Origin of the sequence: Bradyrhizobium liaoningense (genome assembly GCF_018130825.1) — a bacterium.
Lineage (GTDB): Bacteria > Pseudomonadota > Alphaproteobacteria > Rhizobiales > Xanthobacteraceae > Bradyrhizobium > Bradyrhizobium liaoningense_B.
In genome coordinates this window covers 97,062-111,274 of sequence record NZ_JAFCJS010000007.1, presented here as the reverse complement: position 1 = coordinate 111,274, position 14,213 = coordinate 97,062, and the positions used below count along the sequence as shown (strand labels likewise).

15 protein-coding genes are annotated in these 14,213 nt (G+C 63.5%); 4 read left to right on the top strand and 11 right to left on the bottom strand.

Translation table 11 applies throughout. The features are described from left to right. Window positions 1–370 precede the first annotated feature (370 nt). Window positions 371–553 (top strand): hypothetical protein, encoded by a 183-nt coding sequence (locus JQ603_RS38160; protein ID WP_245003930.1) that lies wholly within the window; start codon window positions 371–373, stop codon window positions 551–553. Window positions 554–557: 4 nt separating this feature from the next. Further along, on the top strand, window positions 558–824 hold the full coding sequence (locus JQ603_RS38520; RefSeq protein ID WP_433996657.1) for a DUF6894 family protein: 267 nt from the start codon (window positions 558–560) through the stop codon (window positions 822–824). Here the strand turns inward: JQ603_RS38520 and JQ603_RS28025 are convergent. From JQ603_RS28025 to JQ603_RS27985, 10 genes are all read right to left on the bottom strand, one after another. Next, window positions 721–936: a hypothetical protein gene (locus JQ603_RS28025; RefSeq protein WP_212344037.1), complete on the bottom strand. Its 216-nt coding sequence runs from the start codon at window positions 934–936 to the stop codon at window positions 721–723. The two genes, JQ603_RS38520 and JQ603_RS28025, sit on opposite strands and share 104 nt — an antisense overlap. A 62-nt stretch (window positions 937–998) precedes the next feature. Beyond that, the gene (locus JQ603_RS28020; protein WP_212344035.1) at window positions 999–1,253 is read right to left on the bottom strand and encodes a transcriptional regulator; all 255 of its coding nucleotides are present in this window, start codon (window positions 1,251–1,253) and stop codon (window positions 999–1,001) included. Window positions 1,254–1,378: 125 nt separating this feature from the next. After that, on the bottom strand, window positions 1,379–1,588 hold the full coding sequence (locus JQ603_RS28015) for a cold-shock protein (RefSeq protein ID WP_080135923.1): 210 nt from the start codon (window positions 1,586–1,588) through the stop codon (window positions 1,379–1,381). A 453-nt stretch (window positions 1,589–2,041) separates the two neighbouring features. Further along, the gene (locus JQ603_RS28010; RefSeq protein WP_212344033.1) at window positions 2,042–3,166 is read right to left on the bottom strand and encodes an alpha/beta hydrolase family protein; all 1,125 of its coding nucleotides are present in this window, start codon (window positions 3,164–3,166) and stop codon (window positions 2,042–2,044) included. A 23-nt stretch (window positions 3,167–3,189) separates the two neighbouring features. Beyond that, window positions 3,190–3,507 (bottom strand): hypothetical protein, encoded by a 318-nt coding sequence (locus JQ603_RS38155; protein WP_245003905.1) that lies wholly within the window; start codon window positions 3,505–3,507, stop codon window positions 3,190–3,192. Window positions 3,508–3,613: 106 nt separating this feature from the next. Continuing rightward, a complete protein-coding gene (locus JQ603_RS38150) occupies window positions 3,614–4,159 on the bottom strand; it encodes an alpha/beta hydrolase family protein (protein WP_245003904.1) in 546 nt (181 codons plus the stop codon). A gap of 66 nt (window positions 4,160–4,225) precedes the next feature. Next, the gene (locus tag JQ603_RS28000) at window positions 4,226–5,197 is read right to left on the bottom strand and encodes a hypothetical protein (RefSeq protein ID WP_212344031.1); all 972 of its coding nucleotides are present in this window, start codon (window positions 5,195–5,197) and stop codon (window positions 4,226–4,228) included. Window positions 5,198–5,521: 324 nt separating this feature from the next. Then, window positions 5,522–7,927: a cytochrome c3 family protein gene (locus JQ603_RS27995; RefSeq protein WP_212344029.1), complete on the bottom strand. Its 2,406-nt coding sequence runs from the start codon at window positions 7,925–7,927 to the stop codon at window positions 5,522–5,524. A gap of 79 nt (window positions 7,928–8,006) precedes the next feature. Continuing rightward, entirely contained in the window at window positions 8,007–8,285 is a 279-nt protein-coding gene (locus tag JQ603_RS27990) for a hypothetical protein (protein ID WP_212344028.1), read from the bottom strand. A gap of 72 nt (window positions 8,286–8,357) precedes the next feature. Then, window positions 8,358–11,036, bottom strand: coding sequence for an arylsulfatase (locus tag JQ603_RS27985; protein ID WP_212344027.1), 2,679 nt, complete (start codon window positions 11,034–11,036; stop codon window positions 8,358–8,360). Window positions 11,037–11,400: 364 nt separating this feature from the next. Between JQ603_RS27985 and JQ603_RS27980 the strand changes: the two genes are divergently transcribed. Continuing rightward, entirely contained in the window at window positions 11,401–12,090 is a 690-nt protein-coding gene (locus JQ603_RS27980) for a hypothetical protein (RefSeq protein WP_212344026.1), read from the top strand. Window positions 12,091–12,212: 122 nt separating this feature from the next. Further along, a complete protein-coding gene (locus JQ603_RS27975) occupies window positions 12,213–12,656 on the top strand; it encodes an SRPBCC family protein (protein ID WP_212344025.1) in 444 nt (147 codons plus the stop codon). A 29-nt stretch (window positions 12,657–12,685) separates the two neighbouring features. Here the strand turns inward: JQ603_RS27975 and JQ603_RS27970 are convergent, their stop codons facing one another. Continuing rightward, the gene (locus tag JQ603_RS27970) at window positions 12,686–14,017 is read right to left on the bottom strand and encodes an Hsp70 family protein (protein WP_212344024.1); all 1,332 of its coding nucleotides are present in this window, start codon (window positions 14,015–14,017) and stop codon (window positions 12,686–12,688) included. Window positions 14,018–14,213 lie beyond the last annotated feature (196 nt).

Below are 14,213 nucleotides of genomic sequence, written 5' to 3'. Positions count from 1 at the left end.
CTTGGCACCAGGGGAAATTTCTGATTCTGCGAAAATAGCTTTGACCCGTCGGGCAAAACAGGGGTACTATGCCATCGTCGGGAAAAGCGAACGTTCTGTCCCACACGCTACCAGCCTGCGGCCTACAGTTGCGGCGGCCTTTTCGTTGGCGCCAGACGATAGCACTGCGATCCTCCGGCAAGCGATCGACGCCGAATTAAGGCCGGCTCCAGGGAACAGACGGGGTCCTGCCCCGTTGTTCTCTGCACCGGTGCGCCCGTGGGAGCGCAGGCGGCCATCCGACGACAAGTCGATCGCTACCGGCCGCGAGCCGGACACGCCGGGTCCGGCGCGTTTCGAGATCGCGCCTATCCATCCAATCGAGGTCGAAATGACGAGAGATCATCCCGCGTCCCGGGCTCTGCGGGAGGCCCACAAGGCATTCAAGCCGGTCGAGACCAAGAAGCCGATGACCGACTATGCGAAGGCGCAACAGTCTCTTCATGAAAATCGCGAGCGCCTGAAAGCGGAACGGCTAGCTCGAGAAGCCCAGCGGGGACATCGTCCCAGATAAGGCAATGCCGGTGCCGCATTATTACTTCGACATCAGGGACGGCAAGGCACTCGCCGTGGACGAAGAGGGACTGAATCTGACGGACCATAGAGCTGCCGAGGTCGAAGCTGCGCTGTCGGCGCACTTTGCGTGGTCTGCCTCTCCCCCGCATGCTGAGCCCGCGCGATTTAGAGCATCGAGAGGACGACGACGCCGTCCTCGAGCTCGCCGGAAGCCAGTCGCGCCCGCGCGATACGCTCGAACTCCGTCCGGTACTTCTGAAGATAGCTGAAGGCCTGCCTCTGCGTCTGAAACGTCGTCGCAAGACGGCATAGCTGTCGGCCTGCGCCGAGCGCGAGAAAGAAGGTGATTGTACCGCCGTCGTCCGGCTTGATCCTAGGCACGACCCGTACTCCTCGGCATGTGACCGGCCTTCCCCAGATTTCGCCGACGCTGTCGAGTTCGGCTATCGCGGCAATTTCCTCATCCGCTTCTTCGGTGCTGGCGCGGGCAACGATGCGCGAACGTCGGCCTCGGCCGCTTGCTCAGCGGCTTCCTTGGCCTCACGCAGCCCGCGAAGCCGCGCCATGTTCTTGCGAACGTCGATCGCCCGTCTTTCGACATCCGCGATCGCGCGTGCACCTTCTTCAGCGGCCAGGCGCTGACGCTCGGACCGCGCGATGGATTCCGGGGACGGTTCGGCCGATTTCCTGGCGCTCATCTCTTGGCGCTCATCTTGGCGCTCATCTTTCACCCTGCCCGGCAACGGAGAAAACCCGCTCAATCCCAGGGATCGAGCGGGTCGCATGGCCGTTTCAGTACATCCGTGAAACGGCAGTCCAGAGCTCAAGCCAGCGAGAGATTCTCAGCGCTGACCTTGCCTCGCATCTTGTCGGTCTTGGTCTCGAAGTTGACCTTCTGGCCCTCGGCGAGACCCGCAAGACCAGCCCGCTCGACTGCGCTGACGTGAACGAACACGTCATTGCCGCCGTCGTCGGGTTGAATGAATCCAAAGCCCTTCTGGCCGTTGAACCACTTCACAGTACCTGTCGCCATTCTTCCTCTCCAAAGCGCGTAGACGCGCATTCCGCGTGACGCTCACGCAGATCGATTCAATTCGTCGATGTCTCTGGAAAAGGAGCCCGCAGGCGCATTCAACAAGCACAGCGGCTGAACGAATAAAATCAAGCTATACCTCACCATGGGCATTAGCAAGGCTTGACCAGATTTAATTGCGCCACGGCTTCAGTGGAACATTTCCGGCTTTGGGGCGTGAGACTAGCAAGCATCCCGCACACGCGACCCATCCGATGCGGTGCGGCGCGTGAAAAAGCTGGCGCGGAAGCAGGCGATCCGCGATGGATTGATCGTGGTGAAGCCGAAGAAGCGCGTTGCAGACGGCGCGAGGCGTCCCGCGCAAAGGGCTGCCGCAACAGCACCGGCGATCTCCGCAACCGAATAGCGCGCGGAATTGCACCAAAGCAGTTGGGATATAGTTGCGCGAGAGATCTATCCAGGCGCCAGCCCCTGCCCGACTGCGTAGAGCGAGCATTCCTTCCATGCGGCGACGCATTGGCGCAGCGCCTCGCTCTTCGCCTCCTCGACTGTTCGAGTGGTCACCGACGAACAATGACCTTCGCGATTCCAGGCATAGGCTTTGGCGTCGGTCCATGCCTTCACGTAAGCGTCGAAATAGTCGGTGCACGCCACGTTGAGCGGCATCGGCGCCGGAATGGACGCGCGCGGAGGCAACTCGACAAGCACCGACGTCGGCAGGCGTAACTGGTTCAGGAAGCTCTCGACGGCAGGCCACCAGATGTCGGCGGGTCCCATCGACACCATGGCATGGCCATCGACACCGAAGGGCGGCAAAACCTGCAACTGCGCTGACGCGCCGGAGGCGACGTAGGCATCGAACATGCGACGGCCCAACGCCGGCGGAGCACTGCAATCGTTCTCCGAATAAACCCACAGCGCCGGAATTCGCGCAGTGCGGCCAAAGATGCCCGCGTCCGCCACGAGATGATCCGGGCTGCAGGTGTGACCCGGGACAGAACCGTGCGCACCCTCGAAGTTCAGAACACCGACGACGCCGGCAGGATTGCCCGCCGCCGCAGCCGTCACAGCAAAGCCGCCAGTCGAATGCCCCATCAGAAGGACCTGATCAGACTCGACCCAGGGCTCGCCGCGGAGCATGACGACAGCGCCAGTGACGTCCTCCGCCGCGATCCGGCCAACGGCAAGATAGTCCCGGTCGTCGCATGGTTCAGAAAGACTCTCGGCGAACCGGCCCTCTGAACGACCGAACCCCCGACGCATGATCGACGCGACGGCATAACCATGCTGTGCAAACGCGACGGCAGCATTGAGGAGATCGGCCGGCGATTGTCGCGCGGCAGCGGCGCGAAACGCTTGTCCCGCGGCAGGATTTGTACCGTGAACCAGCAGGACCAACGGAAAGCGCCCGGGCCGGTCCGGGCGAACGATCATGGTCTCGAGCTTGACCTCGCTGCCATCGTTCAAACTGACGGGTATCAGCCGATCTTGCCGAACGAACCCCGGCAGCGCCGTATCGGCCGAAGCCGGCAACAGCAGAAGCCCAAGCAATGCAATCGCACAGCCAAATCGTCTCATCCTCGCCTCCCCGGGCTCGAAGCTCAGTGATCTCCGCCAGCGAGTTGCTCACGGAAATACTTCACCACCGCCGCATTGAATTCGCGGTGGAAGCCCGCCCTGTCGAAGCCCTCGGGATCGGTGCAAACCTGTGGCCTCAATGCTGCGAGCTCCGCGGTGCAGGGCGGCAGAAATGCATAATGGCCGGCCCGCACGACGTGCCCTTCGGGTTTGCCCGGCAGGTTGCTGATCACGCGTGCGACGCTCGCTGCGTCCACGCCACCGCCCCCGAGTTCAGACCGCCAGACCAGCAGCGGGATTTTGATGCCCGCCAGATTCTCAGAGGTGAATGCGAAACCCACGGCCGGGTCCACGATTACAGCGGCCTTGATCCGCGCATCATGCGGTGGATCGGGAGGAAACTCGCCGGAGCGCAACTCGTCGCAGACCGCAGACTTGCTCTCCGGCTTACAAACAAGCCTGCGAAAATCGGGTTGACCGCCGACCAGAACCAGCCCTGTGAAGCCCCCCCAACGAAAAGCCAAAGAGACCTACTTTGGCCGGATCAATCGCGGCCCTGTCCTTCCATTCGTTCAGCATGAAATCGAGCAGGCGGACCATCTGCGCCGGACGCGACGCCCAGACAGACATTCCGCGCCCCGACATGTCATTGGCGTTGTTGCCGGGATGGTTGATCGCGGCGACGACGAAGCCGGCATTCGCCAGCGCTTCGATGATGTCGAGGTGAAGCGCGAAATAGCCACTATTGCCATGAGAGACGATGACCAGTGGCAGTTTGGTCCCCGTAATGGGACAGTCTTTAGCTCCCGGCAGCCAATCGACCGTGGGCACCGCAAGACTGCCAAGCGCCACATGCGTCGGCTCCGCCGCACAGGGATACCAAATCGCACCTGACAGCGCCGGACCAGAGTCGAGAAGCTGAATGCCTGCGGCCTTGGCGGGTGAGCCAAGACAAAGAAGCCCGACGGCAAAAGCCCAAAGTGTCCTGCGCAACGGAGCCCCCTGATTTCGCGCAGGAGTTGAGCGGGCAACGATAGCGGAATTGTGGCCTCGATCCGGCTAATACCGCGCCCGTGGGACGATCCTCGCGAGCAGAGGCACGCGTGAGTGCCACAGCATGCAATCGCGCGCCCGGGCCGTCTGGCCGGCCGCCAGCTCGGAAAGCTGCTGCCGCGAGAACACATGCCGTTCGCAGAAGAACGGTCGAAGCGGCGTGCGCGAGAAGAACTTGTAGAAGAGCGCACAACGGTCGCGTGCGACCGCCGGACGGCCGCGATGGTAGTGGCTTGCGACATCGGCGAAGATCACGGTGCCGGCCACGCCGGTGCAGGTCGTCACGTCGCTGGCATCCAGCCTCGAGCCCAGTCTCTCCTCCAGCATTTCCTGCGTCAGGACCGGAAAGTTGGCGCCGTCGAGCACGTCGCTGCCGGGAAAGGAGCGGTGCAGGATTTCAAGCGGGCCGGTATCCTCATCGACATCGTGCAGGTAGACGATCACCCTGACCATCCGCCGATCCTCGACATCGCGATGCCATCTGCGGGCCGCGACCTGCCGGCCGTCGGCCTGGGTATAGAAGAGATTCACCGTGTCATAAGCTGCAGGCAGGCCGAGATAGGTCTCGACGATGTTGAGGATGCGATCGTTGAGGGGCCAGCGGACGATATGCGGATGACGCATCAGGTCCTCGGCGCCGACCTGCACGGTATAGTCACCGGCAAACTCGCCCGTTCTGGCACGCAGCGAATAGGCGTCCGCGAGACCGGTTGCCGATGCCCAGAGCGCGTCCGTGCCGGGCAGATCCAGCTCGTCGAGCGAGGTGATGTAGACGCCGTTCTTCTCCAGCCCGGCGACGATGTCCATGTCGGGCGGCGAGAGCCTGGGCAGGCGCGGCCTGTGAGATGCGCGCGCCCTTTCGTAGGCCTTGTTCAATTCCCGACTGATGGCTGGCATTCCGACCAATCTCGAGGCGGCCTCCGCTGGCAGGCTGCGGACCCGGCGCAAGGCCCGGTAACGCAGCGTCGTCTGCTTCATGTCGCAATTTCCCCTGATGCGATGGATTCGTAGCGCGGCCACGTCGCAAGACGCGACCGACGACTGACTCATCGCCGAGACCGGAGGCAAAAATCCGGCTCAAATGTTTCGAAGTATATCGGCCCACATGCTCGCAAATTGCGCGGATGCTGCAGGCGTGCAGTCGCAAGGGCTCAAACGAAAACCGGGAAAACAACCCCATGCACGGCAGCTGCCCCGTCGGGCAAAGCAGGGGCATGATGTCATCATCAGAAACACGCGCCGGAGCGCTTCGTGCCCTTTGGCGAAAGCCCGCCAGCACGGGCGGCTCGCTTCCTGAGCCGGCTATCGCTTGAGCTCTCTGATGAGGTTCGCCAATCGTGGATCGTCGGGCCGGAGGAGCGACAGTCGCTCGGCGTAACCAAGCGCCGCCGCGATGTCTCCCTTTTCCCTGCTGAAGTTCAAAGCGGCTGAAAGCAGCTCCAGATTGTTCGGATGTCCGCGCAGGCTCTGGCTCAGCACGGAAAGTGCATCGTCGCGCCGACCCATTCCGTTCAGTCCTACAGCATAGACGTAGGCGTACCGCATTTGGCCGGGGTCGAGAGAAGCAGCCCGATGCAGCTCGCCGAGGGCCTCCTCGCTGCGCTTCTGGCGCACGAGTGTCAGACCAAGCGCGTAGTGGAGTGATGCGTCCTGCGCCGACGTGGAGATCGCTTCACGCAGGATTTTCTCCCCGTCACTGTCGCGTCCGAGCTGCCGATACAGGTCGGACAGGTTGACGGCGGCCGCCGCAAACGAGGGATCGAGCCTGAGGGCGGCGCGGTATTCGGCCTCCGCCGCGCCGGGATTGGCCTGGCGCCGGAAGAAGTCGCCGAGCGCCGTTCGCGAATCCGGCCGATCAGCATTCAGCTTCTGCGCAACAAAGAATTCGGTAGCCGCCCGCATGAACTTGTCGCGATCGGCCGCTGGCTGGCGTGCTGGGGGCATGACGGCCAGAAGTTCGGCGGCGCGAATGCGCACACCACGCACGGGATCGCCCAGATGCGGCGAAGCGAGCGGCCAGAGCTGATCGGCCGGCACTCCTTCGAGCCGATCGAGCGCGCCGAGCCTCACGAGCGGATCGGAATCGGAAAGCCCCTGCCGGATCGGATCGAGAATCGGCGCCGGAAGCTCCGCCAGCGCGCTGGCGCGGACGATACCGGGAACGTCAGCCGATCCAGCGATTGCGGCGAGCTGCGCTTGCGCGTCGGCAGCCTCGCTCCAGGCAGCCTGAAACGCCCGCGCATAGGTCTGATGGCCGCGCCGCTCCGGCCCGTACCAGCCCTCGATCTGATGCGCTGCCCAGACCGCCGGCTTGTCGCGATGGCAGTCGTTGCACGCATTCGGTGCGCCCGTCTGCACCGAGAGATCGGGGCGCGGAACCCGGAAGCCGTGGTCGTGGCGGCGGTCGACGACCATGTAACGGCGTTCCGGCATGTGGCAGGACGCGCAGCTCGGTTGCGGCGAGACATCGGCGTGATGTCGGTGCGCCACGGATTCAAACTTTGCCGGCGCATGGCACTGGGCGCACACGCCATCGCCGGGCGCCCTCAACGCTGCACTGTGCGGGTCGTGGCAGTCGCTGCAGGTGACGCCCTTGGCGAACATCCTGCTCTGCCTGAACGGCGCGTAATTGTAGGTCTCCTCGTCGTCGCGCATCTGGCCATCGGCATGAAAGCGCCGGCGGTCGAGCAGCGATACGCGGTGGGTGTCAGAGAGCGGTCGGCCCGGTGTCCAGTCTTCCGAAAGTTGCCCGCGGCGCGCGTGGCAGCGCCCGCAGGTCTCCACTTCCTTGCGCAGGGCCGGCGCAGGCGCGCTGCGTGCGGGCATCAACGTGCCCGCGGAGGCGGACCAGGTGATGCCGGTGCGCTCGTCGAAGCGGACCAGCAGGCCGTTATCGGCGTCGCGCGCCGCCGGTTTGCCGCGTGCCCATGCGACGTGGCGCGAGCCCGCGCCGTGGCACGCCTCACAGCCGACGCTGATCTCGGAAAAGGTGGTCGCGAACCTGTCCCGGTCGGCATCGTAGCCCTTGTGCACATCAGTCGAATGGCACTCCGCACACATGAAATTCCAATTCTGGTTCAGTTTCGTCCAGTGCAGGGGATCGCTGCTGGTGATCGCGCTGTCCGGGTAAAGATGAAACCAGCGCTGACCGCCCTGCTCTTTCGGCCGCGTGTCCCAGGCGATGGACAGGGCCTGGATGCGACCGTCCGGGAATTCGATCAGATATTGCTGCAGCGGGTCGATGCCGAAAGTGTATTTCAGCTCGAAGGTCGCGAGCTTGCCATCGGTCCCGTCGGTCTCGACCATGAACTTGTCGTTCTTCCGGAAGAAGCGCGAGCGGGTGCCAGCGTAGTCGAAGGTCGCGTCGTTGAAATCGCCGCGCACGGATTGTGCGGTCGCATGATCCATGGCGTGGCGGTGTTGCGACGTCCGCCAGAGTTTCGCCTCTGCCTGGTGGCAGCCGGCACAGGACTCGCTGCCGACGAAGGCCAATTCGACCGCTGCGGGAAGCTGGATCGGGGCCTTTGACGTCGCGAACCAGAGCAGGCCGACGGCGATCGCGGCGGCAAATAGGCTCGCGACGGCGATCCACCACCTCGTGGTGCCCTCGGAGGCAGGCCGTGACTGCGGTGAGGAATGATCTGGCTCAGGCGCTCGCGCCGTACGGACCTTGTCGCGCTTGCGGTTCTTTCGCGAGCCTCGTGCCACGTCTGCTTACCGCTCCAGCCGTTCAACCGTCGTTTGGCTTACACGTGAAGATCGCTGCCATGAACCGCCGCGCGCTTCGTCACCGCAGCGGCTCGATCTTGGCGGGCATGTCTGGCCAGCGGCTAACCCGATAGCTCGCATTGCTGCATCTGAGCACCCAGACCCCATGATCGGCCCTCGAGCGCGCGGCATCCTTGGTTGCGCCCAGCGGCTTGTCGCAAGTAAACCCCTGCGAGCGGATTTGTGCGGCAAGCATGCCCTGAAGCGTCTCCGCCGCGCCCTGCGCTGCAGCGCGGCCGACGGCCAAGACGTCGATCAGCGCAAGCGCTGAAATGAAGATCCAACGACCGTTCTTCATGAGCTTCTCCGATCACGCATCCCGTGCATTTGGCCGGGAAGCCGATTGGCTTCCCCGCGGTCTCGCGCCGAGCTATTGGCGGGCACACTCCTGAACGAACTTGACGCGGTCCACCATACCAAGGCCCTTCGCCTCGGCCTGCTTGCGACAGCCTTCTCGCTTGTCCATTCGGACCTGGATCTTGTCGACAAGGCTCAGGCCAACGGTGCCCACTTGTGCCCCGGACGAAGCAGTTTGTCCGTCGTCGGCAGATGGCCCATCACCGGCGGCGCGGGCGGCCTCCTGCAGCCGCTTGACGTCGTCCGGGCTCAGCTTGGGTCGGTCGATGTCCAGCGCAAGCTTGTTGATCTTGCCGGTGAAGGCGAACGGCGCCTGATAGTCGTTGTCGTCGACCGGCGTGCCGGTGTCGGACCCGATGTCGAACGCCTCGTCCCATTGCAGGATGAACGGCAGCGTGTGCTCCATCTTCTCGGTGGCCACCACCTTGCCGTCGACCTTGAGCGACCCGGTGCCGCCTTGTCCGATGCCGGTATAGTTGCCGAACACCATGGTGCCCGCTCCAAGACCATCGTACTTGAAGTCAAACTCGATGAGGTGCTTGCCCGGTGTGAGCTCCGGCCCCTCCCAGCGCACGCGCTTGAGGTCGACGAGGTTCCAGGTGAACACAGGCTTGCTCTTCAGGACATAGAGGCCATAGCCGCCGAAACGGCCGCCTTGCGTCACCAGCACACCTTCGGCGCCGCCATCGGGAATGTCGACGTCGACCTTGAAGCTGTAGGAGGAGTTGAGCAGGCTCGGCGCGTCACCATTCGGCGTGCCGGTCATCGGTCGCGTCCACGCAAAACTTGTGCGGCCGGCGCTGAGACTCGGACGCGGAGTGATCATGCGTGAGGCCACCGTCGAGTCGAGTGGCAGCACCTGATACTTTTCCGCCTCCTTCCAAAACAGCGCCTGCAGCTCTTTCAGCTTGTCCGGATTCCTGGCGGCGACGTCCTCGGCCTGCGTCCAGTCGTTGCGCAGGTCATAGAGCTCCCAGGGGTAGTCGCCCGGGCGCGGCAGTTTCGCGATCGTCACCCACGGCGGACGCAAGACCTTGGTGCTGGCGATCCAGCCGTCGTTATAGATGGCGCGATCGGCAAACATCTCGAAATACTGCGTCGTGTGCGTCGAAGGCGCATTCGTGTTCTTGGCATCGAACGTGTACATCATGCTGACACCCTCGATCGGGCTTTGCTTGATGCCGTCAACGATGTCCGGCTGCTTGATCTGCGCAGCCTCGAGAATGGTCGGCACGACGTCGATGACGTGGTGGAACTGGGTGCGGATGCCACCCTTGTCCTTGATCACTTCCGGCCAGGAGATCGCCATGCCCTGGCGCGTCCCGCCGAAGTGGGAGACGATCTGCTTGGTCCAGGAGAATGGCGTGTCGAACGCCCAGGCCCAGCCGATCGACATGTGATTGTAGGTGCGGTCGGTGCCCCAGACGTCGTAGAAATATTTGAGCTGGTCCTCGACCGACGGGGTGATCTGGTTGAACATCGCCACTTCGTTCGGCGTGCCGTTGGGTTGCCCCTCCGCGCTCGTCCCGTTGTCGCCCTCGATATAGATGATGAGCGTGTTGTCGAGCTTGCCCATATCCTGGATGGACTGGATCACGCGGCCGATTTCGTTGTCGGCATAGGCGGCGTAGGCCGCGAACACCTCAGCTTGGCGGATGAACAGCTTCTTCTCGTCGGCCGAAAGCTGATCCCATTCCTTGATCAGGTCCTTTGGCCACGGCGTCAGCTTGGCATTCTGCGGAATGACGCCGAGCCGCTTCTGGTTTTCGAAGATCGTGTCGCGCAACTTGTTCCAGCCCTGATCGAACAGGTGCATGTCGCCGATCTTCTTGACCCACTCCGGCGTCGGGTGATGCGGGGCATGGGTTGCGCCGGGCGCGAATTTCACGAAGAACGGCGTATCCGGCGATAGCGCGTTCATGCGATTGACGTAGTCGATGGCCTCGTCGGCCATGGCCGTCACCAGGTTCCAGCCGGGCTTTCCTTCATAGGGATAGATCGGCGTGGTATTGCGGACGAGATTGCCAGGCTCCCACTGATTGGTATCGCCGCCCATGAAGCCATAGAAATATTCAAAGCCCATGCCGGTCGGCCACTGGTCGAACGGGCCGGCCTGGCTCGCCTGGTATTCCGGCGTGTTGTGGTTCTTGCCGAACCAGGCCGTATGATAGCCGTTGTCGGAAAGGATCCGGCCGATCGTGGCCTTGTCCCTGGTGATGATGCTATCGTAGCCGGGGAAGCCGGTGGCCTGTTCGGCGATCACGCCGTAGCCCACCGAGTGATGGTTGCGTCCGGTGATGAGTGCCGCGCGCGTCGGCGAGCACAGCGCCGTTGAATGGAAATTGGTGTAGCGCAATCCGCTTTGTGCGATGCGGTCGAGCGCAGGCGTTGGAATGACGCCGCCGAACGTGCTTGGCACGCCGTAGCCGGCATCGTCGGTGATGATGAGCAGCACGTTCGGTGCGCCCTTGGGCGGCACCACGCGCGCGGGCCAGAAAGGTGTCGAATTACGCGCATCGCGCTCGATCTTGCCGCCGAACTGCGGCGGTGGCGGTGGCAGCTGATTGCCGGGAATGGTGGTGGTCGCGGCGGGCGAGCCCGGAGCCGGCGCGGCTTGTTGTGCGAATGCTGGCGCTGAAAACGCAAGGGTCAGTGAAAATGCGACAAGCTGAAAGGATCGGGCAATGCTCATGGCAATTCCTCCCTTCAAATGAGCCGCCATCATTTTCCGGGAACCGAAAAAGCGCTTGATATGGATCAACAGATCGAGATGACGGATCAGAAGCGGAGATGTTGGAGACGGAAGAGCAGCGCTTTTCCGTAAACTCCCGGAACCTCATCCCCATCGCGCCGGTATCATGGCGCTGCACTGTTCTCTTGCTACATCTGATTGCTAAATATTCCCGGCGCATCGGCAGCTATGGCAAGCCGGGTCGGCTGGGTCATATGATCCGCAACGTATCAGGCGCTCCCACTGAGCGAAGCTCGTCGTTCGGGAGGGGTCACCATGCGATTGACGAAAGCGTCCCGCAGCTGCCACGAAACTGGAGGTCAGCATGTCACTGCTCGGCAAGGCCGCCGTTGCGATGTGGTGGAGCGTCCGCGCCGAGCAGCGCGCCGAGTTCGGCGACTGGCATTCCCACGAACATTTCCCGGAGCGGATGAGCATTCCCGGCTTCCGGCGCGGATCGCGCTGGAGCAGCACGACGGATGCCGAAGGCTTCTTCGTGCTCTATGAACTCGAGCATTACGAGGTTCTCACATCGAGGGGCTATCTCGACCGGCTCAACGCGCCGACACCGTGGTCGACCAGGATGATGCCGCATCATCTCGGCATGATCCGCAGCCAATGCCGGATCGTGGCGAGCTTTGGCGGCGGTGTCGCGACCTCGCTCGCGACGATCAGGCTGTCGCCGGAAGTCGGACGGGAGACGGAGTTGCAGACGCACCTCTCGGAGACGCTCGGCGCATTGGCGCAGCAGCCGGGACTGACCGGCGCCCACCTCCTCCTCACGGACACGCCGAGGACGAGCGCGCCCACGACCGAACAGCAGATCCGCGGCAAGGACGGCGCCGCCGACTGGATCGTGCTGCTGTCCGGTTACGATGAAGACGCAGTCGAGCGCGCGGTTGCCGACCAGCTGTCGCCGTCGACGCTTCAGCCGTACGGCGTCTGCGACAATCCGGTCATCGGCCGCTACCGGCTGGCCTTCACGATGACACCGCAGGATGTCGCAGCGAATTAGCCGGCGCGGCGGCAAGAAAATCCGAGCCATCGTGTCGGATCGGCGGCATCCCGGTCGTCCTAGAGACATGAATGGGCTGTAGACGCCGAGATCGGGCCCATCAATCATTGAGGATAACAACCATGCCCAGCACTGTTCGCCTGCACCGCGTTCTCGCAACCAGCCCGGAGAAGGTCTATCGCGCCTTCCTAGAGGCGGATGCGATGGCGAAATGGCTGCCCCCGAACGGCTTTACCTGCACGGTGCATCATTTCGAGCCCAAGGTCGGCGGCACCTTCAAGATGTCGTTCCGGAATTTCACGACGGGCAACAGCCACTCCTTCGGCGGCGAATATCTCGAGCTCGTCCCCGGCGAACGCCTGCGTTACACCGACAGGTTCGACGATCCCAATCTGCCGGGCGAAATCCAGGTCACCGTGATCCTGAAGAAGGTCTCGGTCGGCACCGAGGTCGACATCACGCAGGCCGGCATCCCCGACGTCATCCCGCCGGAGGCCTGTTACCTCGGCTGGCAGGAGTCGCTGCGGAATCTGGCGAAACTCGTCGAGCCCGAGATCAACCAGTAGCGCATCAGAATGAGCAGGGAGGCGGGCGGCTAAGCGCCCGCCTTCGGCGCAACCCCACCGCTGGCGGTCCAGCGGTCCGGATCGGGACTGTGTCCGATCAAAGCGAGGCCGTAGGCGATCGACTCGAACTGGTCGCCCGACATCAAGCGTTCGTTGCCGAAGCGGTCGGCGAACAGCTTTCGCACGGCGGGCACGAAGGACGTGCCGCCGGTCAAAAACACCTTCTCCACCTCGCGCGCGGTGATGCCGGCCTCGCCCAGCACCTTGTCGACGGTCGCGCCGAGCCGGGCGATATCGTCGGCGATCCAGGATTCGAAATTCTTGCGGGTGATGGTCGCGCCGATGTCGACGCCGCCGCCCTTGAAGCGGAAGTCGGTCTGGTCCTGCCCCGACAGCGCGACCTTGGCGTCGGACACCGCGCGGTAAAGCGAAAATCCGAGGTCGAGGTCGACGATGGTGATGAAATCCTCGAGCAGCTTCGGCTTCAGCGCGGTGCGCGCAAGCTCGCGGAGCTCGCGCAGATCGCCGTTGCTCTTCATCATCGCGAGCTGATGCCAGCGCGCGAGGTTGGTGTAGTGGCCGCTCGGGACCGGTAGCACCTTGTCGAACGAGCGGAAGCTCGAGCCCTTGCCGAGCCGCGGCGAGACGACGTGGTCGACGATGCGATAGTCGAACGTGTCGCCGGCAATGCCGATACCGGCGTGTCCAAGCGGCTCGGCGCGAAGCGTGCCGCCCGCGCGCGAAAACCGCATCACCGAGAAGTCGCTGGTGCCGCCGCCGAAATCCGCAACCAGCACGGTGGCGTCGCGCTCGAGCCTGCGGGCAAAGGAGAACGCCGCGCCCACGGGCTCATAGACGTAGCGGGCGTGCCCGGCACCTAAGCGCTCGAACGCAGCCCGGTAGCGCTGCATCGCCAGCGCCTCGTCGGGATTGCCGCCGGCAAAGCGCACCGGGCGGCCGACCGTGATGTTGGCCGCCTCGAAGCCGAACTTCTCGCCGCCATGCCGCGCCAATGTCCGCAGGAACGCCGCCAGGATGTCCTCGAACTTGAAGCGCTGCCGGAACACTTGCGTGGTCTGGAAGCTCGAGCTCGCGGCAAAGGTCTTGAACGACTGGAGGAAGCGATAGACATGGCGTCCTTCGAGGAACGTCTCGATCGCCCACGGGCCGCCTTCAGCCTGGGCGCCGGCACCCGGCCGATCCTCCCAGAAGCACAGCGCCGAAACGTAGGTGCTATGGCGCTGTCCGCCGTGATCGAAGCGGATGGCCTCGACCCGGCGGTCGTCCGCCGCAAGGGCTACGACCGTATTGCTGGTCCCAAAATCGATGCCGATCGAGACGGCGGGCGAGGCGCTCGACATGAACCACTCTGACAGTTGGCTGGAAAAGGGGGCAGACCACTAACGGCTTTGACCTGCGCTGCCAAGGCAAAAAATGCTGCAATGCGGTTAGATTTGTGTCCCGTTTGCACGATGGCCCTGTCCTCCGGCCGGCCGGAATCGACGGGTTTTGGGCCTAGTCTCGCGCCCGGCGTAGTCCCGTCGGCAATTTTAAGCC